Source organism: Pseudomonas sp. SWRI92, assembly GCF_014268685.1.
In the GTDB taxonomy this organism is placed as follows: Bacteria; Pseudomonadota; Gammaproteobacteria; order Pseudomonadales; family Pseudomonadaceae; genus Aquipseudomonas; species Aquipseudomonas marvdashtae.
This window is the reverse complement of sequence record NZ_JABWQY010000004.1, coordinates 335962-354536: the sequence shown is the minus strand read 5'-3', so window position 1 is coordinate 354536 and position 18575 is coordinate 335962. Positions and strand designations below refer to the sequence as shown.

The window sequence follows — 18575 nt, the reverse complement described above, 5'->3', positions numbered from 1 at the left end:
GGCAAGTGGTTTTTCAGGGATGCTTAAGGCTTTCGAGCTTCATCGCACCGGCCAACGGCAGGTCACCTTCAAGCTCGGCCAGCCCAGCCGTTTGCACCTGCTCGGGCTGCTGCAAGTGACCGTGCTGCAACAAGCCCAGCAAGCTGCCCACCAGCGGGTTGTGGCTGACCAACAGCACGTCATCCTGATCCTTCAGATGTTTCGGCACATCGGTCGGTCGGGTATCGGGCGTCAACCAGTCCACGGTAATCAGCTCAGGCTCGAACCCCAACGCTTCACGCACTAATTGCGCGGTCTGCTGGGCCCGCACGTAGGGGCTGGCATAGATGACCCGCAACGGCTCGCCCATCAACCGACCGGCGCTGCGCAGCACTTCTTCGCGACCATGCACCGTCAATACCCGCTCCGGATCGGGACGAACGCCGTGGGGCTCGGCCTCACCATGACGCAATACCCATAGTTTCATAGCTTTGGCTCCTCGTCGCGGACTGGATGCGGCGCCGGCGCCACGGTGTGAGGCGCTTCGCCTTCGGGTGTCCGTGGAGTCGGCCAGTCGGCGAACGGCCAGGGTTTCTGGTCGCTGTGGAAGGTGCCAAAGCGGCCGATCTGCGCCAGGAACTGGCTCAGGCTGTCGCCGAAATTCATCAAGCTGGCGCTGGGTGCGCCGTAGATCAACCGATAGATCAACTGCACCAGCACTACGGCGCCGAGAATGAACTGCGCCACCTGCCAGACCAGCAGGTAAATCACCATCCACAGCACACGCAGCAGGATGGATTCGTACTGAGGCTGCCCTTTTGGATCGTTCATGGTTCGCTCCTGCTTGCGGTCAAGGAATCAGTTGAAACCGCTGGTGGAAATGAAATCGACGTCGGTCTTCGGCTCGCCGCGCATCAACAGTTCGATGACCTGTTCCAGCGTCCGCCCTTCGAACAGAATCGCGTGCAGCCCGGCGACCAATGGCATGTAGACGCCGGCCTCCTGGGACTTGGCCTTGAGCACCTTGAGGGTATTGACGCCCTCGGCCACTTCGCCCAGGCGCGACACCGCCTCATCCAGGCTCAGCCCTTGGCCGAGAGCGAAACCCACCTGGTAGTTGCGGCTCTTGGGCGAGGAACAGGTGACGATCAAATCGCCCACCCCGGCCAGCCCGAGGAAAGTCATCGGGTTGGCGCCCTGGCTGACGGCAAAACGGGTCATTTCCGCCAGCGCCCGGGTGATCAGCATGCTCTTGGTGTTCTCACCCATGCCCAGCGCGACCGCCATGCCGGCGATGATTGCATAGACATTTTTCAACGCCCCACCCAATTCCACGCCGAAACGGTCAGCACTGGCGTAGACGCGGAAGGTGCGGCCATGCAGTGCCGCCTGGACCCGCTGGCACAGTTCTTCGTCTTCACTGGCGACCACGGTGGCGGTCAGTGCATGTTCGGCGATCTCGCGCGCCAGGTTCGGCCCGGAAATCACGCCGATGCGCGCCTTGGGAGCGATCTCTTCGAGGATCTCGCTCATCAGCTTGAAGCTCTGTGCCTCGATGCCTTTGGTCAGGCTCACCAGCAATTTGCCGCTCAAGCGTTCGGCATGCGCCGCCAATACCGAGCGCAAGGCGCTGGAGGGCAAGGCCACAAAGAACAGATCGCTGCCCTCAAGTGTCGCCTGCAAGTCAGTGACGGGCTCCACTTCAGGTCGGACCTTGATGCCTTTGAGGTAACGCGGATTCTCCCGGTTCACGCGGATGGCCTCGGCCTGCTCCGGGTCACGCATCCATTGGCGTACCGCGTGGCCATTTTCCGCCAGCAGGTTGGCCACGGCGGTGCCGAAACTCCCGCCTCCCAGGACCGCAATCGGGCGCTGTTCAGTCATATGCAATCCGCTCTTCCATACCAAGTGGCAATGCCGGGCATTATACGGAGCGGCCAGATCGCGACCAGCCCCGTCAGTAAATAGCCACAGCCGTAGGAGGCAGACCATCAATTTCCAGGAAAATGCTGTCAACGTGAATGGAAAAGTCGTTCGGCTCGGTTAACATGCCCGCCACCCTTCCTTTATCAGAGGCTGTGCCGTGCTCGTCGGCCCTTCCCGTTCAGGTTCACCACTGCTATTGGCGCTGATCATCAGCCCGCCAGTGGTGGCCGACGACTTGTTCGTGGACAACCAGCCCTTGCCCCAGGTACTGACCGCCACGCGCCTGAAACAATCGCCAGCGGCGGTGCCGGGCAGCATGACGGTGCTCGACAGCGAACTGATCAAGGCCAGCGGCGCCCGGGACATCAGCGAATTGTTGCGCCTGGTGCCGGGCATGATGGTCGGCAATCTCAGCGGCAACCAGGCCACGGCGAACTACCACGGCACCAGCGCCAGCGAAGCGCGACGCATGCAGGTGCTGATCGACGGCCGCTCGGTGTACCGCGCCGGCCTCGCGACGGTGGACTGGAGCGATATTCCGGTGGCCATGGAAGACATCGATCGGATCGAAGTCTTCCGCGGCCCCAACACCGTCAGCTACGGCGCCAACGCCCTGATGGCGGTCGTCAACATCATCACCCGCGCCCCGGCCGACAGCCACGGTACACGCTTGAAAATAACCCGGGGCCAGCGCGGGATCGGCGACTGGTACGCGAGCCAGGGCAGCGGCTGGGAGAACGGAGACTGGCGACTTTCACTGTCAGGCCAGGAAGACGACGGTTTTGACAGTGACCGCAACGGCGCAAACTACCGCGACAGTCGACGCCTGGACCGCTTCAACCTGTCGGTCAGCCAGACCCTGGACGAACGCCAGAGCATCGACTGGCAGTTGAATGCCAAGGACGGGACCAATCAACGGCCTTATACCTATCGCCCGGTTTTCGCCGGGATTACCGAGGCTGGGGATAACTCTGACGTCATTGCCAAGGATTACGCCGGCTCGCTGCGCTGGAACCTGGACCTGAATCCCAATCACAGTCTTTATGTGCAAGGTTCCATCCAGCATTGGGACCGCCAACAAACCTGGCGCGCCTGTGACGCCGAAGTATCCTTCAGTCCGCAACTGACGGACCTCTGGCAACTCAACCCGTATTACGCCGAGAAGCTGGCGCGCAATATTCCCAGCTTCCTCGGCACGGGTGCGCCTGCCGGCACGGCCCAGGAACAGGCCCTGGCCAACCAGGTGCTCGACCAGTGGCGCAACGGCGCTTCGCAAACCCTGTGCGGTGACATCGACCAGAGCGCCCGGGAATCGCGCTATGACTTGGAAATCCAGGACACCCTGAGCTTGTCCGACAGCCTGCGGCTGGTCACGGGGGCGAACTATCGCTACGACCGCGCCAACTCCGAAACCTACTTCAACGGCACGCTCGACGACACCACTTGGCGCCTGTTCGGCCAGCTTGAATGGCGGGCCAGCGAGCACTGGCTGTTGCAGGGTGGTGCCATGTTCGAAGACACGCGTCTGACCGGCAGCTCGCTGACCCCGCGCATGGCGGTCAACTATCTGATCACCCCGCGACACGGACTGCGGGCGGTGTACTCCGAGGCCGTGCGCTCGCCGGACATGTTCGAGAACAATGTCAATTGGAGCTACCAGGTGACCAACCTGCGGCCCGCCGCGTTCGGCCAGGACAGCGCCCGTTATTTCGTCCGCACCCGCGGTCCAGGCAACCTGGAGCAGGAGCACATGCGCTCCCGGGAGCTGGGCTACAACGGATATTTCATGGACCTGGGCCTGGCGGTCGATGTGAAGCTGTTCCATGACGAAATTACCGGCATGATCAGCGAACCGCTGCGCAACAATCAGTACATCGCCAGCAACAGCAACGAATCGCAATTTACCGGCGCCGAGACCCAATTGGACTGGCGCGTGACCCGCGCCGATCGCCTGCGCCTGACCTACGCCTACGTTGACGCCCTGGCGAGCAATCCCCTCGATGAACAACTGACCGCCCGCAACAGCGGTTCGGCCGGCTGGCTCCGTGACTGGGGCCGAGGCTGGAACAGCGCGGTTTTCTATTACGCCGCTGATGCCCTCAATGGCTACCGCTACGAGCGGGTCGACACCCGCCTCGCCCGGCGCATCCCCCTGGGCAAGGCCAGCCTGGAGCTGGCGGGCATCCTGCAACAGCGTCTCGACGATCAGCCGACCACGTTCGTCGACAACCGCTACGACTCCCGTCATGTGCTGTATTTCAGCGCGGAGTTGTCTTTCTAGATGTTCGGCGGCCAACCGAGCAAGACGCCCTTTTGTGGCCGCCTGTGGTGGCTGCTGTGCCTGGCGTTCGCCGGCCTGCTGGGCACCCTTGAGGCGCGGGCCGCCGAGATTCTGTTGACCGGCGCCCAGGACAGCCCCGGCGTGCAATCGTTTACCCAAGCCCTACAGGCCCGGCGTCCCCAGGACCGCGTGCGGTTTGCACTCCTGTCCAGCCTGCCGGCACCGGACCGTTTGCCCGCCGACGCGCGCCTGGTCCTGCTGGACCTGCCGAGCCTCGACTGGCGCCTGCAAACGCCCAACGGTCCGGCCACCCTGGTGCTGCGGATCAGCCGCCAACAAGCCCGCGAGCGCCTCGGCGAGGCGACGCCCGCTCAACTGAGCCTGCTCTGGAGCGATCCGCCGATGGCCCGGCAATTGCGCCTGATTCGCAAAGTCCTGCCGCAAGTGCGGCGGGTCGGCGTGCTGTTCGACAGGCACAGCGAGTTTCTGCTCAAGGACCTTCGCCAGGCCGCGACGCCCCTGGGCCTGGAAATCGTCAGCGAACGCTGGGACGACACCAACGACAGCCGCCCCTTGCAAAGGCTGTTGGGCCAGAGCGATGTCTTGCTGGGCCTCGATGACCCCGACCTCTATAACCCCAAGACCGTGAAGAACGTGCTGCTCAGCAGTTATGCCCGACAACGGGCGCTGATCGGCCCAAGTGCCGCCTTCGTCAAGGCCGGCAGCCTGGCCAGCACCTACAGCGACCAGGAAGATTGGCTGGCGATTCTTGACGACCTGCTCGACCGCCCCACCGCCACTTGGCCACGCGCCTTGTATCCGGCCCGCTTCAAGATTCTGAGCAACCAGCAGGTCGCCCGCTCGCTGGGGATCGAACCGATTGACGCCGAATACGTTGCTGCGCAGTTGGCAGAAGGAGAACATCGCCCATGACCTTGCGTCGCCGTTGGGACATCAATACCCGCACCCAGCTCATTGCGCTTGGCCCGGCTTTGTTGCTGACCGTGCTGTTGATCAGCTTTTTCACCTTCGTGCGAATCCAGGACCTGCGCCAGGAACTCAACCACACCGGGCAACTGATCGCTAACCAACTGGCCCCGGCGGCGGAATACGGTGTGATCTCCGGCAACAACGAAGTACTGGAAAGCCTGCTCACGGCCACGCTCGCCACGCCACACGTGCGCTTCCTGGAAGTCCAGGATCGCTCGGAGCGGGTGCTTGTGTACGTCGAGCAACCGGCACAAACCGGCGGCCATTCCCGGCAGGTGGAGGTGTTCCAGGCCCCGGTTCGCCTGCAGCGCATTGCCTTGAATAATGATTTCCTGCAGAGCGCCGGCCCATCCATCGAGATGCCCGGCGAGGATTATCTGGGCCGTGTCATCGTCGGCATGTCCAGTGACGCCTTCAGCCAGCGCCAACAGGAAATTTTGCTCAAGGCAGCGATCCTGGCCCTGTTCGCCCTGTTGTTCACCTTCCTGGTGGCGCGTCGCCTGGCGGCGAGCCTGTCGCAGCCGATTCGCGACATCGGCAACGCGGTCAAGGCCATCCAGCAAGGCGACTACAGCACCCCACTGCCGATCGTCGATGACGGCGAACTGGGCGCGTTGTCGCGGCACATCAACAATCTGGCGGACGGCCTGGAACAAGCCAGCCGCGAACAGCACCAGGCCATGGCGCAACTGATCAAGACTCGGGAGGAAGCGGAAAAAGCCAACAGCGCCAAGTCGGAATTCCTCGCGATGATGAGCCATGAACTGCGCACGCCGATGAACGGTGTGCTGGGCATGCTGCAGCTGCTGGAAACCACGCAGATGACCGATGAGCAGCAGGAGTACACCGCGCTGGCGTCGGAATCCACCGAGCACCTGTTGAAGGTGATCAACGACATCCTCGATTTCTCGCGCATCGAACGTTCGGCGCTGGAACTGGAACATATTCCTTTCAACTTGTCTGAACTGGTCGGCAGCTGTGCCCAATCGTTCCAGCACAGCGCCGCGCAACGCAAGCTGGGCCTGGACCTGCTGATCCCTGACGACATGAAGGTGCTGCGGGTGCAAGGCGACCCGACGCGTATCCGGCAGATCCTGGTGAACCTGATCGGCAACGCACTGAAGTTCACCGACCAGGGACGCGTCACCGTGCAATGCCAATGGCAGGCCCTGGATCACGAGTTGCTGTGGTTCACCTGCACGGTGCGCGACAGTGGCATCGGTATCCCAGCCGAGAGCCTGGAGCGGATGTTCGATGCTTTCCAACAGGCCGACAGTTCGATTTCCCGGCGCTACGGCGGCACGGGCCTGGGCCTGCCGATCGCCCGCACCCTGGCCGAACGCATGGGCGGCACGCTGCGTGCCCAGAGCCAGGAGGGCCAGGGTTCGGTGTTTACCTTGGAAATTCCGTTGGCCCTGTCGCGCCTGGCCCCACCGATCCTCGTCCCGCGCCTGCCTGCTGGAAACGGTGATGGAGAAGGCCGCAACATCTTGCTGGTAGAAGACAACCCGGTGAACCAGACCGTGATCGAAGCGATGCTGCGCAGCCTGGGCTTCAAGGTCAGCGTTGCCACGGACGGCGCCCAGGCGGTACGCAGCGCCGAGAGCCTGATTTTCGAAGCGATCCTGATGGACTGCCGGCTGCCGGTGATCGATGGCTACGAAGCCACGCGCCAGATTCGCCAGTTGCCCGGCTGCGCCGAGGTGCCCATCATCGCGCTGACGGCCAACGCGTTGCAGGGCGACCGCGAAGCGTGCCTCGCGGCGGGCATGAACGATTACCTGGCAAAACCCTTCAAACGGGTAGACCTGCAGCAGATTCTGCAGCGTTGGGTGGGATGAATGCGGTCTCTTGGACTATCTGTGACTGGCGTGAAAGGCGAAAGTGCGGCAGTCTTAGGCACCCGGACACGCCTCGATCGGGAAAGGAATAACCATTTCAGTGCACAGGTGTACATTCATTTTCCCGTGTGCTGTGACTTTCACTACAACGCAATAGTCTATGAGTAGGCTGCCGACTCGAGGCATGAACGCTTCGATCGGCCGGGAAGATTTGCCCCACCCTGCCGCATGGGACTATTGAGGAGCTCGCATGACCAAACAAAACGCCTTTACTCGGGAAGATCTGCTGCGCTGCAGTCGCGGTGAGCTGTTCGGCCCAGGTAACGCGCAACTGCCCGCCCCGAACATGCTGATGGTGGATCGCATTACCCATATCAGCGAAGAGGGTGGCAAGTACGGCAAAGGTGAATTGGTCGCCGAGCTGGATATCACTCCGGACCTGTGGTTCTTCGCCTGTCACTTCGAAGGCGACCCGGTGATGCCGGGCTGCCTGGGCCTGGATGCCATGTGGCAACTGGTCGGCTTCTTCCTCGGCTGGCAGGGCCTGCCGGGTCGCGGTCGCGCCTTGGGCTCGGGCGAAGTGAAGTTCTTCGGTCAGGTTCTGCCGACCGCCAAGAAGATCACCTATAACATTCATATCAAACGCGTCCTCAAGGGCAAGCTGAACATGGCCATTGCCGATGGTTCGGTGGCTGTCGACGGTCGCGAGATCTACACCGCCGAAGGCCTTCGGGTCGGCGTTTTCACCTCCACTGACAACTTCTAAGGGTTATCCGCATGCGCCGCGTCGTTATCACTGGTCTGGGCATCGTTTCGTGCCTGGGCAATGACAAAGAGACCGTCTCCGCTAACCTGCGTGCAAGTCGCCCTGGCATCCGGTACAACCCGGAATATGCCGAAATGGGTCTGCGTAGCCAGGTTTCCGGCTCCATTGACCTCAACCTCGAAGAGCTGATCGATCGCAAGATCTATCGTTTCGTCGGCCATGCGGCGGCTTACGCCTACCTGGCCATGAAGGACGCCATCGCTGACTCCGGCCTGACCGAAGAGCAGGTATCCAACCCGCGCACCGGCCTGATCGCCGGCTCCGGCGGCGCCTCGACCTTGAACCAGATGGAAGCGCTGGACATCCTGCGCGAGAAAGGCGTCAAGCGCGTAGGTCCGTACCGCGTCACGCGGACCATGAGCAGCACCGTTTCCGCCTGCCTGGCCACACCATTCAAGATCAAGGGCCTGAACTACTCCATCGCTTCTGCCTGCGCCACCAGTGCCCACTGCATCGGTACCGCCATGGAACAGATCCAGATGGGCAAGCAGGACATCGTCTTTGCCGGTGGCGGCGAAGAAGAACATTGGAGCCAGTCGTTCCTGTTCGACGCGATGGGCGCCCTGTCCAGCAAGCGCAACGACACACCGGAAAAAGCCTCTCGTGCCTACGATGCCGACCGTGACGGCTTCGTCATCGCCGGCGGTGGTGGCATGGTCGTGGTCGAGGAGCTGGAACACGCCCTTGCCCGTGGCGCAAAAATCTATGCGGAAATTGTCGGCTACGGCGCCACTTCGGACGGCTACGACATGGTTGCCCCGAGCGGCGAAGGTGCCGTGCGTTGCATGCAAATGGCGATGTCCACCGTCGATGCACCGATCGACTACCTGAACACCCACGGCACCTCGACCCCGGTCGGCGATGTCGCGGAGATGAAAGGCGTGCGTGAAGTGTTCGGCGACAAAGCCCCGGCCATCAGCTCCACCAAGAGCCTGTCGGGTCACTCCCTGGGCGCCGCCGGCGTTCACGAAGCGATCTACTGCATGCTGATGATGGAAGGCAACTTCATGGCCGGTTCGGCCAACATCGACGAGCTGGACCCGGAAGTGGCCGACCTGCCGATCCTGACCAAGACTCGCGAAAATGCCACCATCAACACCGTGATGAGCAACAGCTTCGGCTTCGGTGGCACTAACGCCACCTTGGTGATGAAGCGCTGGCAGGGCAAGTAAGCCCCGCCGCTACGCCGCACACAAAAACGCCCCGACTGGTTCGGGGCGTTTTTTTGCCTGCTCAGTTCAAGTTCAGCGCACGACAAACCGCTGCTGCGTCAGCAGTCGATCACCCTGGAACACCATGAACCGCCATTCCCCCGGCACCACTTCATGGCTTTCGGTGAACTCATACGCCATCACGTCCTGAGGCGCACCGGGCACCAGTTTCTGGATGACTTCGAACTTGTCATGCCGCACGCCATCGGGAGTACGAATGCCTGGCGTGAAGTACAGCAGGGTCAACGGTTGGTCATCCGCGACCTTGCCCGCCAACTGGTAGCGCATGCCAAATTTGGTGCCCAGCTTGGCCGGCACGCTTTCGGTCTGGCGGATCTGTTCGTTGCTGCGACGCAGGACCCGCTCGCCCGATTGCAGCTCGGCTTGTGGCCCTTCGAATACACCGTACTCCACCGGACCTTCGACACGGACTTCCGCCTGGGCCAGGCCACAGGTCATCAACAGCGCGAGCAGCGCGCTTGGACGGGTGAGATGCATATTGCGCTCCTTGATTGAGATGAGCGCGAGGGTATGACGCGGGGGTGACAGGCTGATGACAAAGCGATTGTTCACGCTGGTGCTTTTGTGGCGAGGGGATTTATCCCCGTTGGACTGCGCAGCAGGCCCAAAACTGACGAATATGATAGGCCTGACACACCTGGATCCGGACTTTAGGGCCGCTTCGCGACCCAGCGGGGATAAATCCCCTCGCCACAAAAGCGGTCTCAACGCGGGACAGCGCGAGGCAACACCGAAAGGAAATTATCCCGCGCCACTTTCCTCGCCACGTCTTCCGGCAAGGCGTCCAGGAACGGGTCAAAGCTGCGCAGCTCCTTACCCAGTTTGTTGAAGCGTCCTACCACATCAGATCCCAGCATGAAGCGTTCAGGGAAGCGCTCCACCAGCTTTACCCATTCATCCCTGGGCTTGCCCGCCTCGTCGAGCAAATACGGCGTGAGCATGCTCCAGGACAGGTCGATGAACAGGTTGGGGTAGGACTCGAGCATCCGCGTCAGCGTGGGCAGCAGGAAATCCAGCTGAGTCTGGTGCCGATGAATCTCCATGCTGGTGCCGGCATGAGCCCAAATGAACCGTGTGTGTGGATGATTACGCAACGGCTCTTCCATTTCCGCCAGGTAAAGCGGATTTCTCTCACGCTTGGACGTGATATTGGAATGCAGCATCACCGGCAGGTCGTTCTCGGCGGCCAGGTGATAAATCCGGGTCATGGCCTCGTTGTTAGCGCGGGGGGTGTCGCCGGAGGTCAGCGCCGTCAAGTCGTCATGGCGAGTGAACACTTCGCCGATGCCTTGCCACAGCCCAGGGTACAGGTCGAGCATGCGCTGGATATGCGCAGCGGAATTCTTGTCGTTGGGATTGAAGCCTGACAGGAACGGATGGAAATGCTGGCGTTGTTCGGCGGGCAGTTTGTTTACCGCTGCGGCGACTATCACGTCGGTGGCGCTGTACCAATAGGCGTCCGCATCGTCACCGGCGTAATAACGCGGACGCTTGGGCTCGTCCTCATGCCATTTCTTTGCCACCGGCACGCCGGAAATCATGACGTGCTCGATGCGGTTGTCGGCCATGGCCTTGAGCAGCTTGGGCATGCCGGCGGTTTCCTGGAAGAAATCGACGTAATGCAGGTGCGCATCGCTGTAGGCATATTCGCGAGCGACGGCGCCGCTGCTGGAAACGGCCAGCAAACAGGCGAAAATCAGACGGGTCGAGGGCACGGGCACTCTCCAAAAGCCATGAGCAAGCATAGACCCCATCCGTCTCGCCTGGGTTCAAGCCGCCGCTGCCGCTCGTTGTGAGCTCGGGTTATGCTCTGCGCACTCGTCGTTCAACCTGGAAGCCCCCATGACCGCTCCCCTGATCGTTCGTCCCCGTGCAGAAGATGTGGAAGGCCAGCCCATTCTGCGGCCGCTGCCGTCGGCCAAATGCCGCAGCGTCGGACCCTTCGTGTTTTTCGACCACATGCTGCAAACCCCCTACCCCGCCGATAAAGGCATGAATATCCGCCAGCACCCGCATATTGGCCTGTCCACCCTCACCTACCTGTTCGAGGGAACACTCCAACACAAGGACAGCCTCGGTTCCGATCAGGTGGTGCGTGCCGGGGACGTGAGCTGGATGACGGCGGGCAGCGGCATCGCCCATGTCGAGCGCACCCCTGACTCATTGCTGGGCAGCGCTTTTGTCATGCATGGCCTGCAAGTCTGGTTGGCTTCGCCCAAGTCCCATGAGCAAGGGCCAGGGCACTACAGCCATCATCCGGCCCAGACCCTGCCGGTCAGCAATAACCTGGGCGTCAGCATCCGCATGATTGCCGGGTCAGGCTTTTGCCTGGAGTCGCCGGTCCCGGTACTGTCGCCTACGCTGTATGCCGAACTGAACCTGCAAACCGCGACGACACTGCTGATCCCGACCGAGCATGAAGAACGCGCACTGTATGTCCTGAGCGGCGAGGCGCAGCTGGACGGTGAACCGCTGGAGCCTCATTCGCTGGTGATACTGCCAGCGGGGGAAGAGATGGCACTGTTTGCCGACAGCGATTGTCACGCCGTGCTGTTCGGCGGCGCTCCGCTGGATGGGCCACGTCGGATGAACTGGAATTTCGTTTCCAGCGACCCGGCCCGCATAGACGAAGCCCGCCAGCGCTGGGCGGCCGGGGACTGGCCGACGGTGCCGGGGGAAAGCGAGCGGATCGAATTGCCCTAGATTCACACCCATCCCGTGGCGAGGGAGCAAGCACCCTCGCCACAGTTATTGGGTGCATTCAGCCCTTGAACACTTCATCCAGCAAATTATGCATCGACCGGAACGCGCGCCCGGCGACCTTGGCGTCGTACATCATTTTGCCAGGCACATTGGCTTGTGGATCGGTGAAAGAGTGCACCGCGCCGCCATAGCTGAGCAATTGCCAGTCCACACCCGCGGCATTCATCTCATCTTCGAACGCCGGCAGTTGTTCCTTCGGCACCAGCGGGTCGGACGCGCCGTGCATCACCAACACCGCGCCGTTGATATTTTGCGCATCGGCCGGGTCCGGTGTATCCAGGGTGCCGTGAAAGGAAATGGTGGCCTTCAGCGGCGCACCGCTTCGCGCCAGTTCCAGGGCGCAGCAGCCACCGAAGCAGAAGCCGAACGTGGCCAGTCTCGCCGTATCGACCTCTGCGTCACCCTGGCTCTGCAGTTGTTCGAACGCGGCCTGCATGCGCTTGCGCAACAACGCCCGGTCGTTCTTGAGAGGCATCATCGCCGCCCCGGCCTCCTCGGCATTGCTCGGGCGCACCGTTTGCCCGTACAGGTCGGCGATCAACACCACATAACCATTAGCCGCCACCGATCTGGCGATGTCTTCGGCACCCGCCCCGACACCCATCCAGTTCGGCGCCATCAGCAAACCCGGACGCGGGCCCTGCTGGTTGACGTCGAAGGCCAGACGACCTTCATAACTTTGACCATCGATCTGATAGACCAGCGAACGAACCGTAACCTCACTCATGACGGACTCCTTTTTGACTGAACACCAGAAATGACAAAACCCGCCGAAGCGGGTTTTGTCTCACTTGATCAAGCTGACAGTTCAACCAGCAACTTGTTCAGGCGACGGACATACGCCGCCGGGTCCTTCAAGCTGTCGCCGGCCGCCAGGGCCGCCTGATCGAAGAGTATGTGCGACAAGTCGCCGAAACGCTCTTCGCTCTGCTCGTTATCGAGCTTCTCCACCAGCGGGTGCGCCGGGTTGAATTCGAAGATCGGCTTGGAATCCGGGACCTTCTGGCCGCTGGCTTCGAGGATCTGGCGCATCTGCAAACCGAGGTCCTGCTCACCGATAGCCAGGATCGCCGGCGAATCGGTCAGGCGGTGGGAAACACGCACTTCGCTAACGGCATCGCCGAGGGCCGTCTTGATCCGCTCGACCAGGCCTTCCTTGCTCTTGGCGACTTCTTCGGCGGCTTTCTTGTCTTCTTCCGAATCCAGGTTGCCGAGGTCCAGGTCGCCACGGGCCACGTCGACAAAACTCTTGCCGTCGAACTCGTTGAGGTAGCTCATCAGCCACTCATCGATGCGGTCGGTCAGCAGCAGCACTTCGATGCCTTTTTTGCGGAAGACTTCCAGGTGCGGGCTGTTTTTCACCTGTGCATAAGTTTCACCGGTGAGGAAGTAGATCTTGTCCTGGCCTTCCTTGGCGCGAGCCAGGTAGTCGGCCAAGCCAACGACCTGCTCGCCATCGTCACCCTGGGTGGATGCAAAGCGCAGCAGGCCGGCGATTTTCTCTTTGTTGGCGAAGTCCTCGGCAGGACCTTCTTTCATCACCTGGCCGAAGTTCTTCCAGAAGCTCTTGTATTGCTCCGGCTCGTTCTTGGCCAGTTTTTCCAGCATGTCCAGGACGCGCTTGGTCAGTGCCGACTTCATGGAGTCGATGATCGGGTCTTTCTGCAGGATTTCCCGCGAGACGTTCAGCGACAGGTCATTGGAGTCCACCACACCCTTGATGAAGCGCAGGTACAACGGCAGGAACGATTCGGCCTGGTCCATGACGAACACACGCTGCACGTACAGTTTCAGGCCGCGTGGCGCTTCACGTTGGTACAAGTCGAACGGCGCACGGGCCGGCACGTACAACAGGGAGTTGTATTCCAGCTTGCCTTCGACCTTGTTATGGCTCCAGCTCAGCGGGTTCTCGTAGTCGTGGGCGATGTGCTTGTAGAACTCCTGGTATTCCTCGTCCGTAACCTCGGTGCGTGGACGGGTCCACAGGGCACTGGCGCGGTTGACGGTTTCCCATTCCACTTCAGGCTTTTCTTCACCTTCGGCAACGGTGACTTCCTTCGGCAACTCGATCGGCAGCGCGATGTGGTCGGAGTATTTCTTGATGATGTTGCGCAGGCGCCAGCCATCGGCGAACTCGTCCTCGCCGGACTTGAGGTGCAACACGATGCGAGTACCGCGATCAGCCTTGTCGACGGTGGCGACTTCAAATTCGCCCTCGCCCTTCGACGACCAATGCACGCCTTCGCTCGCCGCGAGGCCGGCACGGCGGCTGAACACTTCGACCTGATCGGCGACGATGAAGGCGGAGTAGAAACCGACGCCGAACTGACCGATCAGGTGGGAATCTTTCTTCTGGTCGCCGGACAGGTTTTTCATGAAGTCGGCGGTGCCCGACTTGGCGATGGTGCCCAGGTGCGTGATCACCTCTTCGCGGCTCATGCCGATGCCATTGTCTTCGAGGGTGACGGTTTTCGCGTCCTTGTCGAAGCTCACACGGATCTTCAGCTCATTACCGCCTTCCAGCAGCTCTGGCTTGGACAGCGCTTCAAAACGTAACTTGTCGACAGCGTCAGAGGCGTTCGAGATCAGCTCGCGAAGGAAAATTTCCTTATTCGAATACAGCGAGTGAATCATCAGGTGCAGCAGTTGCTTCACCTCGGTCTGGAAGCCCAGGGTTTCCTTTTGAGTTTCCACGCTCATGGTCATCAAACTCCAAGTGGATGGTGGTGTCCGCCTCGCAGAGATTGGCGGCGGGATGTCCTGAAGGTTGGGGCAACGGTGATGATTTCAAGGGCCGGTCGGCTTGGAAGGTGCAGGGATTTTGAAATGGGCCCGGGCCGTTGCAATAGGCTCGGCCTCACTTTCCTGCCAGGCGGTGATCGCCACATTGGCTACGCGCCGCCCCTGGCGCCATACCTGGCATCTGGCATAGGTGTCGCGAAACTGCCCGGCGCGCAGGTAATCCAGGGAAAAATCGATGATCTTCGGCACGCCCGGCGCACGGGTGGCGATCAGCAGATGAACGGCAGCCGACAACTCCATGAACCCGGCGATCACTCCGCCATGAATGGCTGGCAGCAAAGGGTTACCAATGTTGTCCTTGTTGGCCGGCAGGCAAAACAGCAGTTCGTCGCCCTGCTGCGTGCATTCAACGCCAATCAGTTGCGCATAGGGAATCGAAGCGAGCAGCAGCGCGTAGTCGCCCTGTTCGCAGGCGCGGCGCAGTTGTTCCTCGGTGATGTCGGTCATGGCTGCGCCACGGCGGCCATCGGGCCGCCCTTCCCTATTCCCCGGGCATGCTCGCCCAGGCGCATGAACGTGCCCACCACATGAGCGATGGGTTGCTGGGGGTCGTCCTGGTAGGCGAAACCGCGGGAGAAGATCACATCCGGAGTCACCCGGTAGCATTGAGCGAAGCCGTAGACGTCCTTGTGGGGCTCGGCGGCGTGCATATAGTCGATGCGCAGGTCGAGGGTGGGACAGACTTCGAATTGCGGGAGCACGCATAAGGTCGACATGCCGCACGCGGTGTCCATCAATGAGGTCAACGCGCCACCATGGATGATGCCCGTCAACGGGTTGCCAATGATTCGCGGGCTGAACGGCAGGATGACCGTCAGCCCGTCACGACTGGCGCTGTGCAACGTCAAGCCCAGTACCTGGCAATGCCGCAGCGCGGATAAAAAGCGTGTCGCGCGCTCAAAAACGAGATCTTCAGCCATGTTCATCAACGCCCTTGTTTGTTTATAGGTCTGGCAACAGGCGGGTGCGCTAAAGTTCCGCAACCTTGCAAAGTTATATATCTGTCGCAAAAGAGGAACTTAACCTGAGGGGGGTTGCTCAAAAGGCCAGTAGTTATTTCCATAAGGAGAAACACCCCATGCGTAAGACTTTTGCTATTGCCTTGATGTTGGCCGCCTCCCTCGGTCTCGCTGCCTGCGATAAAAAATCCGAGGACAAAGCTCAAGATGCCAACCAACACGCTGAGCAAGCTCAGCAAGACATGAACAAAGCACAGGATAAAGTGAACGACGCGGCGAAAGAAAACGCCGAAGCCGCCAAAGCTCAGTCTGAATCGAACAGCGCCGCCCAGCAGGAACAAGCCCCTGCTACCGCGCCTAAAACCAACTGATACGGTTTTAGCAGTAAAAGAAAACCCGCCTGGAGCGGGTTTTCTTTTGCCTGCAATTTGGGCGGCTCAACGCTGCGTCACGCGGTTTCCTTGCCGGCCTCGGACGTTGGCGCTTCGGTAGGCGTATAGACCATTACATCCAGCACGTCCGAATGAAACTCGCGCTGATACAGCACAAACACCACACCGGCGCTCATCAACATGAATAACAAGGGGCTGACGAACCACGCCAACATGGTCATGCCGAAATAATAGGCGCGCAGGCCGAAGTTGAACTGGTTGGCCGCCATGGAGATGACCCGTGCCGCTCTTGATGCAAAGGCCTTGCGCTCTTGCTCGGACACATGCCGTTCACCGATCATCGGCGCCGAACCCACCAGGACCGCGGCAAAGTTGTACTGGCGCATGCACCAACTGAACGTGAAGAACGCATACACGAACACCAGCGCCAGGCACAGCAGCTTCACCTCCGCCATGCCTTGGGAAGCCTGTTGCACCAGTGGCAGGTCCGCGAGCAACGACACCGCACGGTCAGACGCGCCCAATACCGTGAGGATACCGGCGAGGATAATCAGCGTACTGGAGGCGAAGAACGACGCGTTGCGCTCAAGGTTACCGATCACGCTGGCATCGGCGATGCGGTTATCGCGCAGCAACATGCGACGCATCCAATCTTCTCGGTACAGGTGCATGACGCTGGCCAGGCACGCCGTATCGCGCGCTTTCCAGGAAGCGTAACGGGTGTAGCCAGCCCAGCAAATAATGAACCATACGGCGGCGAGAAGATGAATCAGGTTGGCTTGAATGAATGACATGCAATTCCCTGTATGACAATAACGAACGCCGGAACCGTGTTTGCGGACTCAGGACACCCCATTCGACGCTGGCTCAAGGAAAAAGACACTGCACCCATAAAAAAAATGCCCCGTATCGATTGATACGGGGCATTTCGTTTTCCCAGTGTGCCTGCTCGAAGCCGCTTAAGCCAGTGCTTGGCTGCGCTTGCCCAATAGCCGGTCGCAGACCACCGCGACCACCAGGGTCATGACCGAAGGGATCAGCCAGGCCAGGCCCTGCTCGCTCAGAGGCAGGTGGGCCAATTGTGCCGGCATCCAGTCCGCCAACCCGGCGCCCTTGAGGGCATCGATCAAGCCAAACAGGAAAGAAACCAGCATGACCGGGCCGACGATGCGCCCTTGCTCGTGCCAGAAATCCTTGCAGAAGCTCAGGGCCACCAGAACGATGCAGGGTGGATAGATCGCCGTCAGCACCGGAATCGAGAAGGCGATCAGCTTGGTCAGGCCGAGGTTGGAGACCAGCAGCGAAAACGCCGCCAGGATGATCACCAGCGTCTTGTACGACAGCGGCAGGACGCGGCTGAAGTATTCGGCACAGGCGCAGGTCAGGCCGACCGCAGTCACCAGGCACGCCAGGGAGATCAGTACCGCGAGGAAACCACTGCCCAGGCTGCCGAACGTGTGTTGCACGTAGGCATGCAGCACGGCCGCGCCATTGGTTGCGCCCGCCGCCACTTCGTGGCTGCCGGAGCCCAGGCGGAACAGGCTGACGTAGACCAGCGCCAGGCCCACTCCGGCGATCAGCCCGGCGATGATCGCGTAGCGGGTGATCAAGGCCGGCGACTCGACGCCCCGGGAACGGATCGCGTTGACGATGACGATGCCAAACACCAATGCGCCCAGGGTATCCATGGTCAGGTAACCATTGATGAAGCCTTGGGAAAACGGCGCCGCCACATATTCAGGCGTTGCCACGCCAATATCGCCGGCAGGCAGGGCAAACGCAGCGATGCCCAGCACCGCCAGGGCGATGATCTTCAGTGGCGCCAGGAAGCGCCCGACGGTGTCCAGCAAGCGGCCCGGATAGAGCGAGATGAAGAACACCAGCAGGAAGTACACCGCACTATAAAGAAACAGCGCCAGCGGACTTTCGCCGGTCAGCGGCGCAAGGCCGACTTCGAACGATACGGTGGCGGTTCGCGGCGTGGCGAACAGCGGGCCGACAGCCAGGTAGCACACCGCCGCCAGCAAACCACCGGCGATCTTGCCTATAGGGCTGCTCAAGGCATCCATAGCCCCGCCGACCTTGGCCAGCGCAACGACGGTGATCACCGGCAGCCCGACCGCGGTGATCAAAAAGCCCAGCGCCGCCATCCAGACATGAGGCCCGGACTGCAAACCGACGATAGGCGGGAAGATGATATTACCGGCCCCGACGAACAGGGCAAATGTCATGAAACCAAGCGCCAGGATGTCCTGGCCTTTCAGCACTTTCATTAAGGAAACCACACTACTGAATCGGAATTTAGAGAGGGATTTCCCTGAAGGGTGAGGGAAATGCTGCCGATCCGTATGGGACCGACCCGTTTAGCACGTCGCGGCCTTATGGGCCGCGGGTCGCAAAATTGGCGGCAAGACTAACGAATTTATGCGCGGAACGCACTGTTACGGGGCGCACTATCCGATACACGACATTTCCGTGTCGCGTTTATGTAATAAAAGCGGCTACAAGCTACAAGCTCTCACTCAGCTTGAAGCTCAAAGCTTGCAGCTGCCCTCAAACGACAAAGGCCACCCGAAGGTGGCCT

Annotated in this window: 18 protein-coding genes; 7 read left to right on the top strand and 11 right to left on the bottom strand. The window is 60.9% G+C overall.

Features of this window, described 5'->3' with window-relative positions; translation table 11 throughout:
* Nucleotides 1-13: 13 nt before the first annotated feature.
* Genes sixA through HU762_RS10445 form a run of 3 tightly spaced genes read right to left on the bottom strand, consistent with a single transcriptional unit; the run spans nt 14 to nt 1863 of the window.
* On the bottom strand, nt 14-466 hold the full coding sequence (gene sixA, locus HU762_RS10455) for a phosphohistidine phosphatase SixA (RefSeq protein WP_186636225.1): 453 nt from the start codon (nt 464-466) through the stop codon (nt 14-16).
* Nucleotides 463-810, bottom strand: a complete 348-nt coding sequence (locus HU762_RS10450; protein WP_030138349.1) for a DUF4389 domain-containing protein — start codon at nt 808-810, stop codon at nt 463-465. Before HU762_RS10450 ends, sixA begins: the two co-directional genes overlap by 4 nt.
* A 27-nt stretch (nt 811-837) precedes the next feature.
* Nucleotides 838-1863 (bottom strand): NAD(P)H-dependent glycerol-3-phosphate dehydrogenase, encoded by a 1026-nt coding sequence (locus HU762_RS10445; RefSeq protein ID WP_186636222.1) that lies wholly within the window; start codon nt 1861-1863, stop codon nt 838-840.
* 199 nt (nt 1864-2062) lie between these two features.
* On the opposite strand from HU762_RS10445, the gene HU762_RS10440 reads away from it, so the two are divergent.
* The 5 genes from HU762_RS10440 (at nt 2063) to fabB (ending at nt 9015) form a co-directional block, all read left to right on the top strand.
* A complete protein-coding gene (locus HU762_RS10440; protein WP_186636220.1) occupies nt 2063-4186 on the top strand; it encodes a TonB-dependent receptor in 2124 nt (707 codons plus the stop codon).
* Complete coding sequence (locus tag HU762_RS10435) at nt 4187-5119, top strand: ABC transporter substrate-binding protein (RefSeq protein WP_186636217.1); 933 nt, start codon at nt 4187-4189, stop codon at nt 5117-5119. It begins immediately after the preceding gene.
* Nucleotides 5116-7017 carry an ATP-binding protein gene (locus HU762_RS10430; RefSeq protein WP_186636215.1) on the top strand — a complete coding sequence of 634 codons (1902 nt, stop codon included), beginning with the start codon at nt 5116-5118 and terminating at the stop codon, nt 7015-7017. The genes HU762_RS10435 and HU762_RS10430 overlap by 4 nt, the downstream gene beginning before the upstream one ends.
* Nucleotides 7018-7267: 250 nt before the next feature.
* Nucleotides 7268-7783 (top strand): 3-hydroxyacyl-[acyl-carrier-protein] dehydratase FabA, encoded by a 516-nt coding sequence (gene fabA / locus HU762_RS10425; protein ID WP_003204400.1) that lies wholly within the window; start codon nt 7268-7270, stop codon nt 7781-7783.
* Nucleotides 7784-7794: 11 nt separating this feature from the next.
* Nucleotides 7795-9015, top strand: coding sequence for a beta-ketoacyl-ACP synthase I (gene fabB, locus HU762_RS10420; protein WP_186636213.1), 1221 nt, complete (start codon nt 7795-7797; stop codon nt 9013-9015).
* Nucleotides 9016-9087: 72 nt separating this feature from the next.
* On the opposite strand, the gene HU762_RS10415 is transcribed toward fabB, so the two are convergent.
* On the bottom strand, nt 9088-9552 hold the full coding sequence (locus HU762_RS10415) for a DUF3859 domain-containing protein (RefSeq protein ID WP_186611576.1): 465 nt from the start codon (nt 9550-9552) through the stop codon (nt 9088-9090).
* Between the two features lie 227 nt (nt 9553-9779).
* Nucleotides 9780-10796 carry an amidohydrolase family protein gene (locus HU762_RS10410; RefSeq protein ID WP_186636210.1) on the bottom strand — a complete coding sequence of 339 codons (1017 nt, stop codon included), beginning with the start codon at nt 10794-10796 and terminating at the stop codon, nt 9780-9782.
* A gap of 121 nt (nt 10797-10917) precedes the next feature.
* On the opposite strand from HU762_RS10410, the gene HU762_RS10405 reads away from it, so the two are divergent.
* Complete coding sequence (locus HU762_RS10405; protein WP_186636208.1) at nt 10918-11778, top strand: pirin family protein; 861 nt, start codon at nt 10918-10920, stop codon at nt 11776-11778.
* 58 nt (nt 11779-11836) lie between these two features.
* Here HU762_RS10405 and HU762_RS10400 read toward each other — a convergent pair whose 3' ends face one another.
* From HU762_RS10400 to HU762_RS10385, 4 genes are all read right to left on the bottom strand, one after another.
* Nucleotides 11837-12565, bottom strand: a complete 729-nt coding sequence (locus HU762_RS10400; protein ID WP_186636206.1) for a dienelactone hydrolase family protein — start codon at nt 12563-12565, stop codon at nt 11837-11839.
* Between the two features lie 68 nt (nt 12566-12633).
* On the bottom strand, nt 12634-14538 hold the full coding sequence (gene htpG / locus HU762_RS10395) for a molecular chaperone HtpG (protein ID WP_186636204.1): 1905 nt from the start codon (nt 14536-14538) through the stop codon (nt 12634-12636).
* An 87-nt stretch (nt 14539-14625) separates the two neighbouring features.
* A complete protein-coding gene (locus HU762_RS10390) occupies nt 14626-15087 on the bottom strand; it encodes a PaaI family thioesterase (protein ID WP_186636202.1) in 462 nt (153 codons plus the stop codon).
* Nucleotides 15084-15560 carry a PaaI family thioesterase gene (locus tag HU762_RS10385; RefSeq protein WP_186636201.1) on the bottom strand — a complete coding sequence of 159 codons (477 nt, stop codon included), beginning with the start codon at nt 15558-15560 and terminating at the stop codon, nt 15084-15086. The genes HU762_RS10390 and HU762_RS10385 overlap by 4 nt, the downstream gene beginning before the upstream one ends.
* 158 nt (nt 15561-15718) lie before the next feature.
* On the opposite strand from HU762_RS10385, the gene HU762_RS10380 reads away from it, so the two are divergent.
* Nucleotides 15719-15970, top strand: coding sequence for a hypothetical protein (locus tag HU762_RS10380; RefSeq protein ID WP_030138335.1), 252 nt, complete (start codon nt 15719-15721; stop codon nt 15968-15970).
* A gap of 77 nt (nt 15971-16047) precedes the next feature.
* Here the strand turns inward: HU762_RS10380 and HU762_RS10375 are convergent, their stop codons facing one another.
* Both HU762_RS10375 and brnQ read right to left on the bottom strand, forming a co-directional pair.
* Nucleotides 16048-16785 carry a DUF599 family protein gene (locus HU762_RS10375; RefSeq protein ID WP_186636199.1) on the bottom strand — a complete coding sequence of 246 codons (738 nt, stop codon included), beginning with the start codon at nt 16783-16785 and terminating at the stop codon, nt 16048-16050.
* Nucleotides 16786-16950: 165 nt separating this feature from the next.
* Complete coding sequence (brnQ, locus tag HU762_RS10370; RefSeq protein WP_186636197.1) at nt 16951-18264, bottom strand: branched-chain amino acid transport system II carrier protein; 1314 nt, start codon at nt 18262-18264, stop codon at nt 16951-16953.
* Between the last annotated feature and the right edge of the window lie 311 nt (nt 18265-18575).

What these genes read in the sequence shown, in the direction of transcription:
- sixA (WP_186636225.1), bottom strand. Translation starts at nt 466, where the DNA reads ATGAAACTATGGGTATTGCGTCATGGTGAGGCCGAGCCCCACGGCGTT.
- HU762_RS10400 (WP_186636206.1), bottom strand. Translation starts at nt 12,565, where the DNA reads ATGAGTGAGGTTACGGTTCGTTCGCTGGTCTATCAGATCGATGGTCAA.
- HU762_RS10390 (WP_186636202.1), bottom strand. Translation starts at nt 15,087, where the DNA reads ATGACCGACATCACCGAGGAACAACTGCGCCGCGCCTGCGAACAGGGC.
- htpG (WP_186636204.1), bottom strand. Translation starts at nt 14,538, where the DNA reads ATGAGCGTGGAAACTCAAAAGGAAACCCTGGGCTTCCAGACCGAGGTG.
- fabA (WP_003204400.1), top strand. Translation starts at nt 7,268, where the DNA reads ATGACCAAACAAAACGCCTTTACTCGGGAAGATCTGCTGCGCTGCAGT.
- HU762_RS10450 (WP_030138349.1), bottom strand. Translation starts at nt 810, where the DNA reads ATGAACGATCCAAAAGGGCAGCCTCAGTACGAATCCATCCTGCTGCGT.
- HU762_RS10435 (WP_186636217.1), top strand. Translation starts at nt 4,187, where the DNA reads ATGTTCGGCGGCCAACCGAGCAAGACGCCCTTTTGTGGCCGCCTGTGG.
- HU762_RS10385 (WP_186636201.1), bottom strand. Translation starts at nt 15,560, where the DNA reads ATGGCTGAAGATCTCGTTTTTGAGCGCGCGACACGCTTTTTATCCGCG.
- HU762_RS10375 (WP_186636199.1), bottom strand. Translation starts at nt 16,785, where the DNA reads ATGTCATTCATTCAAGCCAACCTGATTCATCTTCTCGCCGCCGTATGG.
- HU762_RS10430 (WP_186636215.1), top strand. Translation starts at nt 5,116, where the DNA reads ATGACCTTGCGTCGCCGTTGGGACATCAATACCCGCACCCAGCTCATT.
- HU762_RS10405 (WP_186636208.1), top strand. Translation starts at nt 10,918, where the DNA reads ATGACCGCTCCCCTGATCGTTCGTCCCCGTGCAGAAGATGTGGAAGGC.
- HU762_RS10445 (WP_186636222.1), bottom strand. Translation starts at nt 1,863, where the DNA reads ATGACTGAACAGCGCCCGATTGCGGTCCTGGGAGGCGGGAGTTTCGGC.
- brnQ (WP_186636197.1), bottom strand. Translation starts at nt 18,264, where the DNA reads ATGAAAGTGCTGAAAGGCCAGGACATCCTGGCGCTTGGTTTCATGACA.
- HU762_RS10380 (WP_030138335.1), top strand. Translation starts at nt 15,719, where the DNA reads ATGCGTAAGACTTTTGCTATTGCCTTGATGTTGGCCGCCTCCCTCGGT.
- fabB (WP_186636213.1), top strand. Translation starts at nt 7,795, where the DNA reads ATGCGCCGCGTCGTTATCACTGGTCTGGGCATCGTTTCGTGCCTGGGC.
- HU762_RS10415 (WP_186611576.1), bottom strand. Translation starts at nt 9,552, where the DNA reads ATGCATCTCACCCGTCCAAGCGCGCTGCTCGCGCTGTTGATGACCTGT.